Source organism: Nocardioides sp. S5-5 (genome assembly GCF_054954065.1).
This window is the reverse complement of the sequence record NZ_CP199913.1, coordinates 1596137-1608566: the sequence shown is the minus strand read 5'-3', so window position 1 is coordinate 1608566 and position 12430 is coordinate 1596137. Positions and strand designations below refer to the sequence as shown.

The 12430-nt window shown below is 71.0% G+C and carries 13 protein-coding genes and 2 tRNA genes; 4 read left to right on the top strand and 11 right to left on the bottom strand.

Annotation, left to right across the window (positions count from 1 at the left end; all coding sequences use genetic code 11):
* Positions 1-19: 19 nt before the first annotated feature.
* From ACUP6Y_RS07590 to ACUP6Y_RS07580, 3 genes are all read right to left on the bottom strand, one after another.
* Positions 20-1102 (bottom strand): IS630 family transposase, encoded by a 1083-nt coding sequence (locus ACUP6Y_RS07590; protein ID WP_462553247.1) that lies wholly within the window; start codon positions 1100-1102, stop codon positions 20-22.
* Positions 1103-1205: 103 nt separating this feature from the next.
* The gene (locus ACUP6Y_RS07585) at positions 1206-2210 is read right to left on the bottom strand and encodes an NAD(P)H-dependent glycerol-3-phosphate dehydrogenase (RefSeq protein WP_462555186.1); all 1005 of its coding nucleotides are present in this window, start codon (positions 2208-2210) and stop codon (positions 1206-1208) included.
* Positions 2210-2962 (bottom strand): lysophospholipid acyltransferase family protein, encoded by a 753-nt coding sequence (locus tag ACUP6Y_RS07580; RefSeq protein ID WP_462555185.1) that lies wholly within the window; start codon positions 2960-2962, stop codon positions 2210-2212. The genes ACUP6Y_RS07585 and ACUP6Y_RS07580 overlap by 1 nt, the downstream gene beginning before the upstream one ends.
* A 72-nt stretch (positions 2963-3034) precedes the next feature.
* On the opposite strand from ACUP6Y_RS07580, the gene cofC reads away from it, so the two are divergent.
* Positions 3035-3685: a 2-phospho-L-lactate guanylyltransferase gene (cofC, locus tag ACUP6Y_RS07575; protein WP_462555184.1), complete on the top strand. Its 651-nt coding sequence runs from the start codon at positions 3035-3037 to the stop codon at positions 3683-3685.
* A gap of 65 nt (positions 3686-3750) precedes the next feature.
* On the opposite strand, the gene ACUP6Y_RS07570 is transcribed toward cofC, so the two are convergent.
* The 3 genes from ACUP6Y_RS07570 to leuC form a co-directional block, all read right to left on the bottom strand.
* Entirely contained in the window at positions 3751-4311 is a 561-nt protein-coding gene (locus ACUP6Y_RS07570; RefSeq protein ID WP_462555183.1) for an HU family DNA-binding protein, read from the bottom strand.
* 286 nt (positions 4312-4597) lie between these two features.
* Positions 4598-5191: a 3-isopropylmalate dehydratase small subunit gene (leuD, locus tag ACUP6Y_RS07565; RefSeq protein WP_462555182.1), complete on the bottom strand. Its 594-nt coding sequence runs from the start codon at positions 5189-5191 to the stop codon at positions 4598-4600.
* A gap of 15 nt (positions 5192-5206) precedes the next feature.
* Complete coding sequence (gene leuC, locus ACUP6Y_RS07560) at positions 5207-6619, bottom strand: 3-isopropylmalate dehydratase large subunit (protein WP_462555181.1); 1413 nt, start codon at positions 6617-6619, stop codon at positions 5207-5209.
* A 100-nt stretch (positions 6620-6719) separates the two neighbouring features.
* On the opposite strand from leuC, the gene ACUP6Y_RS07555 reads away from it, so the two are divergent.
* Both ACUP6Y_RS07555 and ACUP6Y_RS07550 read left to right on the top strand, forming a co-directional pair.
* Positions 6720-7442, top strand: coding sequence for an IclR family transcriptional regulator (locus ACUP6Y_RS07555; RefSeq protein WP_139622247.1), 723 nt, complete (start codon positions 6720-6722; stop codon positions 7440-7442).
* A 72-nt stretch (positions 7443-7514) separates the two neighbouring features.
* A complete protein-coding gene (locus tag ACUP6Y_RS07550) occupies positions 7515-8390 on the top strand; it encodes a hypothetical protein (protein ID WP_462555180.1) in 876 nt (291 codons plus the stop codon).
* 66 nt (positions 8391-8456) lie between these two features.
* On the opposite strand, the gene ACUP6Y_RS07545 is transcribed toward ACUP6Y_RS07550, so the two are convergent.
* Both ACUP6Y_RS07545 and ACUP6Y_RS07540 read right to left on the bottom strand, forming a co-directional pair.
* A complete protein-coding gene (locus tag ACUP6Y_RS07545) occupies positions 8457-8951 on the bottom strand; it encodes a methylated-DNA--[protein]-cysteine S-methyltransferase (protein ID WP_462555179.1) in 495 nt (164 codons plus the stop codon).
* Positions 8948-10426: an AlkA N-terminal domain-containing protein gene (locus ACUP6Y_RS07540; RefSeq protein ID WP_462555178.1), complete on the bottom strand. Its 1479-nt coding sequence runs from the start codon at positions 10424-10426 to the stop codon at positions 8948-8950. The genes ACUP6Y_RS07545 and ACUP6Y_RS07540 overlap by 4 nt, the downstream gene beginning before the upstream one ends.
* Positions 10427-10517: 91 nt before the next feature.
* On the opposite strand from ACUP6Y_RS07540, the gene ACUP6Y_RS07535 reads away from it, so the two are divergent.
* Positions 10518-10973: a hypothetical protein gene (locus ACUP6Y_RS07535; protein WP_462555177.1), complete on the top strand. Its 456-nt coding sequence runs from the start codon at positions 10518-10520 to the stop codon at positions 10971-10973.
* Between the two features lie 51 nt (positions 10974-11024).
* On the opposite strand, the gene ACUP6Y_RS07530 is transcribed toward ACUP6Y_RS07535, so the two are convergent.
* The 3 genes from ACUP6Y_RS07530 to ACUP6Y_RS07520 form a co-directional block, all read right to left on the bottom strand.
* Positions 11025-11097, bottom strand: a tRNA-Glu gene (locus ACUP6Y_RS07530).
* A 104-nt stretch (positions 11098-11201) separates the two neighbouring features.
* A tRNA-Gln gene (locus ACUP6Y_RS07525) sits at positions 11202-11273 on the bottom strand.
* Between the two features lie 44 nt (positions 11274-11317).
* Entirely contained in the window at positions 11318-12310 is a 993-nt protein-coding gene (locus tag ACUP6Y_RS07520) for a lysostaphin resistance A-like protein (protein ID WP_462555176.1), read from the bottom strand.
* Between the last annotated feature and the right edge of the window lie 120 nt (positions 12311-12430).

Below are 12430 nucleotides of genomic sequence, written 5' to 3'. Positions count from 1 at the left end.
TGTCCGGTTGTTCCGGTAGCTATTTGTTGATCGCGCGGCAGTAGCCCGCGAGGCGTTCGAGGATCTCGTCGGCGGTCTTGTGCCATACGAAGGGTTTGGGGTTCTCGTTCCAGGCCTCGACCCAGGCGGTGATGTCGTCGGCGAGGGCCTTGATGCTGCGGTGGGCCGAGCGTTGGAGCTTCTTGGTGGTCAGTGCGGAGAACCACCGCTCGACGAGGTTCATCCAGGAGCCGTAGGTCGGGGTGAAGTGGAAGTGGAACCTCGGGTGGCGCAGCAGCCAGTCGTGGACTGCTGGGGTCTTGTGGGTGGAGAGGTTGTCGAGGATGACGTGGACGTCGAGCTCGTCGGGGACCTCGGTGTCGATCTTGTCCAGGAACGCGATGAAGTCGGCGGCCTTGTGGGACTTGCGCAGGTCGGTGATCACTGTGCCGGTCGCGATGTTCAGTGCGGCGAACAGGTCCAGGGTGCCGTTGCGGAGGTAGTCGTGAGTCGCCTTCTGCGGGGTGGTGGGCAGCATCGGCAGGATCGGGGCCGAGCGGTCCAGGGCCTGGATCTGGGGTTTCTCGTCCACGGCGTACACGGCTGCCGCGACGGGAGGAGACATGTACAGGCCCACGAGGTCGCGGATCTTCTCGATCAGGTCGGGGTCCGGGGAGACCTTGAACTCGTCTTGACGCCAGGGCTTGAGCCCGAACGCCCGCCAGATCTCCGACACGGTCTGCCGGCCGATGCCGTGCCGCTGGGCCAGCTCCCGGGTCGACCAGTGAGTGGCGTCCTTCGGGGTCTCCTCAAGCGTGTCGACCACGATCGCTTCGACGACCTCGTCACTGACCCTGCGTCGCGCACCCGGACGGGGCGCGTCTCCGAGGCCTTCGAGGCGATCAGCGGCGAACCGGTGGCGCCACTTGGCGACCGTGACCTGGTTGCAGCCCAACTCTTCGGCGATCGCGGTGTTGGTCTTTCCCTCGCCGCAGGCCAGCACGATCCGCGAACGCAGAGCCAACGCCTGCGACGACGAGTGGCGCCGAGCCCACCGTTGCAGTGTCTCCTGCTCGTCGTCGGTCAACTCGATCGTGACCGTCGGTCGTCCTGCTCGTCGCATCACCGGCTCCATCCTGTCGAGGCTCTTGCCTCTTCAGAACCCGGCCCAGCCTACGAAATTCCCGAATCCCCGATATTTCTTAGCGGAACAACCGGACGGGACACTAGCTCAACTCGGCCTTCGTGTCCCGCGAGATGAACGCATCCATCAGCTGCGAGGTCGTCATCCGCCCCTGGACCACCTCGTCGACCGCATCCACGATCGGCGCGTCCACCCCGGTGCGGGCGGCGAGGGCGCGCAGCGAGGAGCAGGACTTGGCGCCCTCGGCGACCTGGCGGGTGGAGGCGTAGATCTCCTCGACGGTCATGCCCTGACCGAGCTTCTCGCCGAAGGTGCGATTGCGCGAGAGCGGCGAGGAGCAGGTGGCGACGAGGTCGCCGAGTCCGGCGAGGCCCATCAGGGTGAGCGGGTTGGCGCCGAGGTTCATGGCCAGGCGCGCGGTCTCGGCGAGGCCGCGCGTGATCAGCGAGGCGGTGGTGTTGTCGCCGAAGCCCTGGCCGACGGCCATGCCGACGCAGAGGGCGACGACGTTCTTGTAGGCGCCGCCGAACTCGCAGCCGAGGACGTCGATGCTGGTGTAGGGCCGGAACGCCGGCGAGTGGAGCCGGCTCTGGAGCAGGGTGGCGACGTTCTCGTCGGCGCAGGCGACGACCGAGGCGGCGGGCTCGCGGCGGGCGATCTCGCGGGCCAGGTTGGGGCCGCTGACGACGGCGATCCGGCTGGCGCCGACGTCGCCGACCTCGGCGATCACCTCCGACATCCGCTTGAGGGTGCCGAGCTCGACACCCTTCATCAGCGAGACGAGGACGGCGTCCGGCTCGACGTAGGGCAGGAAGGTCGGCAGGTTGTCACGCAGCGACTGCGAGGGGACGGCGAGCACGACGACGTCCGCGCCGGCCAGGGCCTGCTCGGGGTCGTGGGTGGCGGTGATCCGGCGGGGCAGCTCGATGCCGGACAGGTAGTCGACGTTCTCGTGCTGCTCGTTGATGGCGGCCGCGACCTCCTCCCGCCGAGCCCACATGCTCACGTCGTTGCCTGCGTCGGCCAGCACGATCGAGAACGCCGTCCCCCAGGAGCCGGCGCCGAGCACCGCGACCTTGTTGCCCATCAGCTGCCCGCCTTCTTGCTCTTCTTGAACCGGTCGCCGCGCACAGCCATGTCGTAGCGCTCGGCCGGCGCGCTCTCGCCCCGCACCAGCTCCAGCTGGTGGGTGATCGCGGTCATGATCCGCTCGGTCGCCTCGTTGACGACGGCGATCGTGCGCTCCTTGGCCCGCAGGTCATCGAGCTCGACGGGCGGCCCGACCCGCATCACCACCTTGTGCCGAGGCATCAGGTGCGGGCGCTTCGTGTACGGCGGCAGGATCTCGTGGGCGCCCCACTGCCCGACCGGGATCACCGGGCAGCCGGTCGCGAGGGCGATCCGGGCGGCGCCGGACTTGCCCTTCATCGGCCACATGTCGGGGTCGCGCGTGATCGTGGCCTCGGGATAGATCACGACGCACTGGCCCTCATGCACCGCGTCGACCGCGGCGGCGTACGCGCCGACGGCGTCCTTGGTCTCCCGCTTCACCGGAATCTGGCCCGCGCTGCGCAGGAAGTAGCCGAGCGCCTTGTTGTCGAAGAGGCCGGACTTGGCCAGATAGCGCGGCTTGTAGCCGTGGTCGTACACGAGGTGCGCGGCGGTGAGCGGGTCGACGTGGGAGATGTGGTTGAGGGCGATGATGAAGCCGCCCGTGCGCGGGATGTTGTCGCCGCCGATCCATTCGCGTCGGGTGGTCGCGATGAGCGTCGGCTTGATGATGGGTACGGCGATGTTGAAGGCCCAGCCCCGCTTCTCCTGCAGCTTCCGCACGCTCACGAGAATGCAGGTTACCGTCCAGTGACACCGGCCACTCCCGGGCACGTCGACGGGGCCTGACAGGATTCAGGGGTGTTCACGCGTCCCGGCTCCTTCGCCGTGCTGCTCCCGGTGAAGTCACCCGGCACCGGCAAGTCCCGGCTGTCGACGCTGAAGGACGCCGAGCGGGCGCGACTGGCCGCCGCCTTCGCCACCGATGTCGTCGATGCGTGCCTGCGAACCGACGCAGTGGCGGGCGTGCTGGTCGTCAGCGACGACGCCGACTTCGCCGCCACCCTGGCCGCCCGGGGGGCGCGCACCTGCACGGATCCGGGCGGCGGCCTCAACCCGGCGCTGCGCCATGCGGCTGCTCGGCTGCGCGCGAGCAGGCCGGACCTGCGTCCGGTCGCGCTGTGCGCCGACCTGCCCTCGCTCGTGCCCGGCGACCTCGCCGCCGCGCTCGCCGACGCGGGGTCCCGGCCCGGACCGTGCTTCGTGCGCGACGCCGACACGACGGGAACCACCCTCTACTCCGCGGCGTACGACGACTTCGCCCCGCGCTTCGGTGCCGGATCGGCTGCCGCGCATGCCGGGTCCGGCGCCCGTCCCCTGGGCGGGGAGCTGGCGACACTGCGCCGCGACGTCGACGACGTCGACAGCCTGGCGGGAGCGATCGCGCTCGGCGTCGGCGAGGCCTCGAGCGCCGTACTGCGGGCGATCGGGCCGCTCACGCAACGGTCCTGACACGCCGAACGGGCCGCACTCCTGTGAGGAGTGCGGCCCGTTCGGCGTGATCGGCGAAGCAGGCGTCAGGCCTTCTTCGCGGTCTTCTTGGCCGGAGCCTTCTTGGCGGGGGCCTTCTTGGCCGGAGCCTTCTTCGCGGCGGGCGCCTTCTTGGCCGGAGCCGCCTTCTTGGCCGGAGCCTTCTTCGCAGGCGCCTTCTTGGCCGGCGCCTTCTTGGCCGGAGCCGCCTTCTTCGCGGCGGTCGCGGCCTTCTTGGCCGGGGCAGCGGCCTTCTTGGCAACCGCGGTCGCGGCCTTCTTCGCCGGGGCAGCGGCCTTCTTGGCCGGCTTCGGCAGAGCCGGAAGCTTCTTGGCGCCGGAGACGACGTTCTTCAGGTCGGCGCCGGCGCTGAACTTCGGGACCGACTTCTTCTTGGTCTTCACCCGCTCGCCGGTCTGCGGGTTGCGGACCCAACGGGCGTTGCGGACGGCCTTCTCGAAGGAGCCGAAGCCGGTGATGGCGACCTTCTCGCCCTTGGCGACCTGACGGGTGATCGTGTCGAGAACCGCGTCGAGAGCGTGCGCCGCGTCCTTGCGGCTTCCCTCGAACCGGTCGGCCAGCGCGTCGATCAACTGAGACTTGTTCACTACCTGTCCTTCCGAAACGCCGCGCTGGGCGTCCCTTTGGGTGTTGCGGCCGAGCCCTCGCCCAGCCGTCCTTTCATGGGAACGCTAGGCACTACCAGGCACAGTCACAATCACCACGCCGAAGTTGGTGCGTCTTTTTTCGCGATTTCGGCGCTATTTCGGCTGTTTCGGACCCTTTTTCGCTCTCGGCGGCCGTCGGACGCTCTCCGGGCGAATGCGGAAAGGCGACGGGCCGATTCAGCGAAAGTCGCGAATCGGCCCGTCGTAGAGCGGTTTCAGCCCGTTCTCATGCGTGCTGGGTGACCGGCTTCCAGCTCGGACGACCGCTCTCGTACGCCGCGATGTCGGCCTCGTTGCCCAGCGTGATGCCGATGTCGTCGAGCCCGTTGAGCAGCCGGTAGCGGGTGTAGTCGTCGATGTCGAACGGCGCGACCAGGTCGCCGCAGGTGACCGTGCGCGACTCGAGGTCGACGGTGATCTGCGTGGTGGGCGCGGCCTCGATCGCCGCCCACAGCTGCTCGATGACGTCCTGCTCGACCGGGACCGAGAGCAGTCCGGCCTTGCCGGAGTTGCCGCGGAAGATGTCGCCGAAGCGGCTCGAGAGCACGACCTTGAAGCCGTAGTCCATCAACGCCCACACGGCGTGCTCGCGTGAGGACCCGGTGCCGAAGTCGGGACCGGCGACGAGGATCGAGACGCCCTGGTACTCGGGCTTGTTGGCCACGAACTCCGGGTCGTTGCGCCACGCGGCGAACAGGCCGTCCTCGAAGCCGGTGCGGGTCACGCGCTTGAGGTAGACCGCCGGGATGATCTGGTCGGTGTCGACGTTGCTGCGGCGCAGCGGGAGCGCCGTACCGGTGTGGGAGGTGAATTTCTCCATGACGCTGTCTCCTTCTCAGACCAGCTCGGCGGACAGGTCGGCCGGAGAGGCCAGCGTGCCCTTGACGGCGGTGGCCGCGGCGACGGGAACCGACACCAGGTGCGTGCGTCCGCCCTTGCCCTGGCGACCCTCGAAGTTGCGGTTGGACGTCGAGGCAGAGCGCTCCTGCGGCTGCAGCGTGTCGGGGTTCATGCCCAGGCACATCGAGCAACCCGCGCCCCGCCACTCGGCGCCGGCCTCGATGAAGACCCGGTCGAGGCCCTCCTCCATGGCCTGGTTGCGCACCCGCACCGAGCCCGGTACGACGAGCAGCCGGGTGCCGTCGGCGACCTTGTGGCCCTTGATGATGTCGGCGGCGAGGCGCAGGTCCTCGATCCGGCCGTTGGTGCAGGAGCCGACGAAGACGGTGTCGACCTTGACCGAGCGCAGCGGCTGGCCGGCCTCGAGACCCATGTACTCCAGGGCCTTCTCGGCGGCGACCTTGTCGGACGGGTCCTCGAAGTCCTCCGGCGAGGGGACGTTGGCGCCCAACGGCGCGCCCTGGCCCGGGTTCGTGCCCCACGTGACGAACGGCGTCACGTCGGCAGCGTCGATCACGATCTCCTTGTCGAAGGTCGCGTCGGCGTCGGTGACCAGGGTCGTCCAGTGCGCGACAGCGGCGTCCCACTCGGCGCCCTTGGGCGCCTCGGCCTTGCCCTCGATGTAGTCGAAGGTGGTCTGGTCGGGCGCGATCAGACCGGCCTTGGCGCCCCACTCTATGGACATGTTGCACACCGTCATCCGGCCCTCCATCGAGAGCGCCTCGATGGCCTCGCCGCGGTACTCGACGATGTAGCCCTGGCCGCCGCCGGTGCCGGTCTGCGTGATCAGGTAGAGGATCAGGTCCTTGGCCGTCACCCCCTCGGCCAGGCTGCCGGTGACGGTCACGGCCATGGTCTTCGGCTTGGCCTGCGGCAGGGTCTGCGTGGCGAGGACGTGCTCGACCTCGGACGTGCCGATGCCGAACGCGATCGCGCCGAAGGCGCCGTGGGTGCTGGTGTGCGAGTCACCGCACACGATGGTCATCCCGGGCTGGGTCAGGCCGAGCTGCGGGCCGACGACGTGGACGATGCCCTGCTCGACGTCGCCGAGCGGGTGCAGCCGCACGCCGAACTCCTCGGCGTTCTTGCGCAGGGTGTCGACCTGGGTCTTGCTCACTGGGTCGGCGATCGGCTGGTCCCAGTCGATCGTCGGGACGTTGTGGTCCTCGGTCGCCAGGGTCAGGTCGGGACGACGCACCTTGCGGCCGGTCAGGCGCAGGCCGTCGAAGGCCTGGGGGCTGGTGACCTCGTGGATGAGGTGGAGGTCGATGTAGAGGAGGTCCGGCTCCCCCGGGGTCGATCGGACGACGTGCTCGTCCCACACCTTCTCCGCCAGGGTCTTGCCCATGACTCGCTCCTCCTCGTTCGGGTCGTCGACGGCACCTCTGCCGTCGACCGTGATCCAGCGTACTCTTGCATCCCAGGATCCGAGACGGCAGTATTGCCATATGGACAACTCGAGCGGCGTCGGCGTTCTCGACAAGGCGGCCCTGGTGCTCACGGCACTGGAGTCCGGCCCGGCCACCCTGGCGGGCCTCGTGGCAGGCACCGGCCTGGCCCGGCCGACGGCCCACCGGCTGGCGGTCGCGCTCGAGCACCACCGCCTCGTGGCCCGCGACATGCAGGGCCGCTTCGTGCTCGGGCCGCGTCTCGCGGAGCTCTCCGCCGCGGCCGGCGAGGACCGGCTGCTCGCCACCGCCGGTCCGGTGCTCGCGCGGCTGCGCGACATCACCGGCGAGTCCGCGCAGCTGTGGCGCCGCCAGGGCGACCACCGCGTCTGCGTCGCCGCCGCCGAGCGCCCCTCGGGCCTGCGCGACACCATCCCGATCGGCTCCCAGCTGACCATGCGCGCCGGCTCGGCCGCCCAGGTACTGCTCGCCTGGGACGACCCGGAGCGGATCCACCGCGGCCTGCAGAACTCCGCGTTCTCCGCCGCCGAGCTGTCCGCGATCCGGCGCCGGGGCTGGGCGCAGTCGGTCGGCGAGCGCGAGCAGGGCGTCGCCTCGGTGTCCGCACCCGTCCGCTCCCCCGGCGGCAAGGTGATCGCCGCGGTCTCGGTCTCCGGCCCGCTGGAGCGGCTCTCCCGCCAGCCCGGCCGGATGCATGCGCCCGCGGTGCTCGCCGCCGCCGAGCGACTCTCGGAGTCGCTGCGGCGCGCTGCCGCCGAGTAGCCCTCCGACAGCCTTCCGAAGGGCGGGCCCGGAGTAGTACTCTCCATCAACCCACGCCTTCGGGAGACGCCCATGTCCAGGTCGACCATCACCGCCGTCGCGGCCAGTCTCGCGGTGGCCGCCGCGACCACCGTCCTCTCGACCGGACCAGCGCTCGCGCGCCCCGCGGCCGCCGGCGACCGATCGGTCTACGTGCCGGTCGCCCCGTGCGCGCTGCCGGTCGTCAAGCTCAAGAAGAAGCGTCAGGTCGTCGTGCCCGTCGCCGAGCGCTGCGGGGTCCCGCCGGACGCCGTCGCTGTCACGCTCGCCCTCCAGGCCAAGGGATCCAAGCCCGGCGCCCTGCGGACCTGGGCGACCGGGGGCGGCCCGCCCCGCACCCCGGTGCTGGCCTGGTCCGCGGCCCGCAAGGCAGTGGCGACCCAGGCCGCCGTCAGCCTGGGCGGCGGCCAGATCACCCTCGCCGGCACCAAGGGCAAGACCAAGGTGAACGCCGACGTCGTCGGCTACTACCGCCGGGTCCCGACGAGTCACACGCTGTCGATCAGTCCGTGGGCGATGGTGCTGACCGGCTCCACGACGGCCGGCTACGGCACCACGAACGGCTGCGTCACGAACTTCGACTCCTCGACCGCCGGCGGCAGCGTGCCGCTCACCCTCCCGGTGGGGTCGCGGATCACCTCGATCACGGCCGCGGTGTACGACGGCGGCGGGGCCGACGCCTACACCCTGAACCTGGTGCGCTACCGACCCACCTCCACCGGCCTGAGCTCCGACGGCACGACCCCCCTCGCCTCCGGCGGCGCTGGGAACATCGTCGTGACCACGACCACCACGGCCGTCGACCAGATCGTCGACGACCAGCACTCCTTCGCGATCACGATGTCGAACCTCAAGAGCTTCAACAACGGCCTCTGCGCGCTGAAGGTGACCTACGACGACCCGTCCTGACTCGGACGCTCCTCTGGGGGTGTCGAGCCCCTAGCAGCGTCTCGGCTGGGATCCGTGACCGCAGGCTCAGAACAGGGCGTCCTCGTCGCGCTCGAGGTCGAGCAGCAGTTGCTTGCGCTCTAATCCGCCGGCATACCCGGTGAGCGTGCCGTTGGCGCCGATCACCCGATGGCACGGGATCACGATCGGGATCGGGTTGGCACCGTTGGCGGTGCCGACGGCTCGCGAGGCGGCGTTCGTCTTGCCGAGACGGGCCGCGATCTCGCCGTACGACGCGGTCTCGCCGTACCCGATGCCGAGCAGCTGGGCCCAGACCTGGCGCTGCCAGGCGCTGCCGGCGGGCGCGAGCGGCAGGTCGAACTCCGTGCGCTCGCCGGCGAAGTACTCGGCGAGCTGGCGCGCGGCCGTGACCAGCACCGGCTGGTCGGCGCCATGGACGCCCAGCGGCCGGACGCCGTCACGGAACGGCGAGAACTCGATCGCGGTGATCGCGCCGTCCTGCTCGACGAGGCGCAACGGCCCGATGGGCGATTCGATGACGGTCCACATGACAGTGCTCATCCTTCCAGCGAGGTCCACAGGTGCAGGAGGGCGTACGAGCGCCAGGGCGCCCATCCCTCGGGGTCCACGACGCCGTGCGGCGCCAGGGCGTTGCGTACGCCGACATCGGTCGGCAGCCACACGTCGGGGTGGCCGAGCGCGCGCAGCGCGATGTAGTCGGCCGTCCAGGGGCCGATGCCGGGCAGGGCGAGCAGGCCGCGTCGTACGTCGCCGCGGTCCGGGCCGCGGTCGAGCACGACGTCGCCCGCCGCGATCGCCGCGCACAGCCCGACCAGTGCCCGGCCGCGGGCGCGCGGCATCCGGAACTCCTCGGGCGCGAGCGTCGCGACCGTCGCCGCGTCGGGGAACAGGTGCGTCAGGCCGGGGATCCCGGTCTCGACGGGTTGCCCGTGCGCGGCGACCAGGCGGGCCGCGGCGGTGCGCGCCGCGACGACCGTGACCTGCTGGCCGAGGACCGCGCGCACCGCAACCTCCGCGCCGTCGACGTGGCCCGGCACCCGGAGTCCGGGCCGGGCGGCCACGAGCGGCGCCAACAGCGGATCGGTGGCCAGGTGGGCATCGACGGCCACCGGATCGGCATCGGCATCGAGCAGCGCGCGCATCCGCGCGAGCGCGGCCGTCGTGTCGCGCAGGTCGTCGAGGATCAGCCGCACCGGCAGGTACGACGACCCGACGCCGTCGAGGTCGGCCAGCTCGATCCGTGCGACACCCGGGCCGCGGGGCAGGTCGAGCGTACGGGCATAGGCGCCGCTGCCGTCGGCGCGCACCTCGGCGACCTCGACGCCCGGCACCGCGCGGTCCGCGAGGAAGCGGAGCAGCGCGGAGCCGCGGAAGGGCACACGTACGGCGATCCGCAGGTCGATCGCGCCCGGTACCTGACTGCCGGCAGGCGACTTCCGGCCGCGCAGACGGCTCGGCGTGGCGTCGTACACCTCGAGCATGGTGTCGTTGAACTGCCGCACGCTGGAGAAGCCCGCGGCGAACGCGACGTCGGCGAGGCTGAGGGTCGTGCTCTCGACGAGCGCGCGGGCGGTCTGGGCGCGCTGGGTGCGGGCGAGCGCGAGCGGGCCGGCGCCGAGCTCGCTGGTCAGCAGCCGCGAGAGATGGCGTGAGGTGTAGCCGAGCCTGGCGGCGAGACCCTCGACCCCCTCGCGGTCGACGACACCGTCGGCGATCAGCCGCATGGCCCGGCCGGCAACGGTGGCGGCGACGTTCCAGTCCGGACTGCCGGGCGTCGCGTCGGGCAGGCAGCGCTTGCAGGCGCGGTAGCCGGCGGCCTGGGCCGCGGCAGCCGTGCGGTGGAAGGAGACATTGCGGGACGCGGGGGTGCGGGCCGGGCAGGACGGGCGGCAGTAGATCCCCGTCGAGCGCACGGCGGTGTAGAAGACGCCGTCGAAGCGGCGGTCGCGCGACTGCACGGCGGTGTAGCAGCGCTCGAAGTCGAGCTGCTCCGGCGTGGTCACTGTGCTGTCCATGTCCCCATCCTGCCGCCCGCCACCGACCGTGGCTCGCGGAAATCGGACATGACGATGACCCCGAGGGGGCCGGTTCTGCCACGCTGCTCCCATGGCGGACGCTCCGATCAATCCCCTCGACCTGCTGATCAAGTCCCAGCAGATCGCCCTCAAGCTCACCACCGACGTCCTCAAGGGCGTGCGCGACACCGCGGTCACCGGGGTCACCCAGCCCGACGAGCTCGCCCGTCAGGTCGGCGACCTCGCCGGCGCCGTCGCCGGGATGGCCGGCGCGGTCACCAGCCTCGCCAGCTCCACCGCCCAACCGCTGCAGGACTTCATCGTCCGCCAGCGCGAGCTCGCCGACACCATGCACACGCTCGCCGAGGCCCAGGCCGAGCTCGCGAGCGTCGTCGCCAAGCTCGCCGAGCGGCACGCCGACACCGTCGCCGCGCTGGAGAGGGTCACGGCGCCGGTGTTCGCCGTCGTCGGCACCGAGCCGACGCCGCCGAAGACGCGGGCCGCGAAGAAGAGCTCGGCGGCGAGGCCGGCCACCGACGAATCCTGATCGGCGGAGAACGCAGTCGGGCCCGGTCCAGGTGGACCGGGCCCGAAGCTGTACCCCCGACCGGATTCGAACCGGCGCTACCTACGTGAGAGGCAGGCGTGCTAGGCCGCTACACAACGGGGGCATCTTGCTGTCCGGATCTCTCCGCGACAACGGCGTGAACTCTAGCGATTCCCTGTCTGACCAGCCAAATCGTGGTGGCGTGACCTGCCTCTCGCGAGAGCCTCGCTGGGATACTAGGACTCGAACCTAGAACGACTGAACCAGAATCAGCTGTGTTGCCAATTACACCATATCCCATGGTTTCGATCCCCCGGCCGAGGCCGGCGAACCGGAGACCCACCTTACCTGTCGGCCGGCTCGGCCTCCAAAATGACCCCGCCGCCGGGCGTCCTGGAGCGGTTCTGGATGCCCAGGCGGCGGGCCGCCCAGAGCGCGAGCAGCAGGTAGCCGGCCTCCTGGACGAGGGTCACCGGGATCGACCACCAGCTGCCGCCGGTGGGGTTGAGCGCGTCGGTCATGTCACTGAACGCGAGGGCCAGGCCGAAGGCCAGGAAGTTGTTGAGCACGTGCATCGCGATGCCGGCCTCGAGGCCGCCAGTGAGGATCACGAGCAGTCCGGCCACGATGCCGAAGGCGAACCTGTCGAAGAAGACCGGCACGTCCTGGCCGAGACCGTGGGCGAGAGCGAACAGCAGCGCGGGTACGACGACCGCCACCGCCGCGCCGACGCGGGCCCCGGCGCGGGCGGCGAGCCCGCCGAAGGCCTGCGCGAGGTAGCCGCGGAACACGTACTCCTCCCCCGCGGCCTGCAGCGGCGTCAGCAGCACGATCACCAGCAGGAAGTCGCGGACGGTGGAGGTCCACGGGTTCGCGCCACCGCCGGTGTCGAGCGAGCCCGCGCCCTGGTCGGGCAGCAGGGCCGACGCGACGAGCGCGAGGCCGAGCGCGACCACGGCGAGCCCCAGGCAGACCGCGAACCACCGCCAGCGCAGCACGCCCGCCACCGACGTGACCCAACCGGGCCGTTGGCCGTGCAGCAGCCGGGCCACCGCCCACACCGCGGGGATCGCGGCCGCCCAGCCCAGGTTGACCAGGGCGAGGAAGGACGGGGTCGCGACGTCGCCGGTCAGCTTGTCGACGGCCTCGCCGGAGCTGTCACCCCCGGCGACGAGCACCAAGGTGACCACGATGCTGAGCACCAGCTGGGAGGCGAAGAAGATCGCCACCAGCAGCGGGATGCCGACGAGCGGCGGCCACGAGCCGGCCGGCCCGCGGCGGTGGAGCTCGTCGTACCTCAGCCCCGCTCCGTGGAAGGGCGCCGTCACGAGCGGCACCACAGTGGTGTGATGGCAAGGCACCGTCGCGACGGCAGACTGGGCGTCTTCCGAGCGTCGGCAACGCAGCCAGCGCGCCGCTGTGTTGCCGCGCAGTAGGCGGCCTTCCACGGAGCCGGG

Bases quoted from the DNA above. Each gene is read 5' to 3' on its own strand.
- ACUP6Y_RS07535 (WP_462555177.1), top strand. From the start codon at position 10,518: ATGGCGGACGCTCCGATCAATCCCCTCGACCTGCTGATCAAGTCCCAG.
- ACUP6Y_RS07550 (WP_462555180.1), top strand. From the start codon at position 7,515: ATGTCCAGGTCGACCATCACCGCCGTCGCGGCCAGTCTCGCGGTGGCC.
- leuC (WP_462555181.1), bottom strand. From the start codon at position 6,619: ATGGGCAAGACCCTGGCGGAGAAGGTGTGGGACGAGCACGTCGTCCGA.
- ACUP6Y_RS07545 (WP_462555179.1), bottom strand. From the start codon at position 8,951: ATGAGCACTGTCATGTGGACCGTCATCGAATCGCCCATCGGGCCGTTG.
- ACUP6Y_RS07590 (WP_462553247.1), bottom strand. From the start codon at position 1,102: ATGCGACGAGCAGGACGACCGACGGTCACGATCGAGTTGACCGACGAC.
- ACUP6Y_RS07540 (WP_462555178.1), bottom strand. From the start codon at position 10,426: ATGGACAGCACAGTGACCACGCCGGAGCAGCTCGACTTCGAGCGCTGC.
- leuD (WP_462555182.1), bottom strand. From the start codon at position 5,191: ATGGAGAAATTCACCTCCCACACCGGTACGGCGCTCCCGCTGCGCCGC.
- ACUP6Y_RS07555 (WP_139622247.1), top strand. From the start codon at position 6,720: ATGGACAACTCGAGCGGCGTCGGCGTTCTCGACAAGGCGGCCCTGGTG.
- ACUP6Y_RS07585 (WP_462555186.1), bottom strand. From the start codon at position 2,210: ATGGGCAACAAGGTCGCGGTGCTCGGCGCCGGCTCCTGGGGGACGGCG.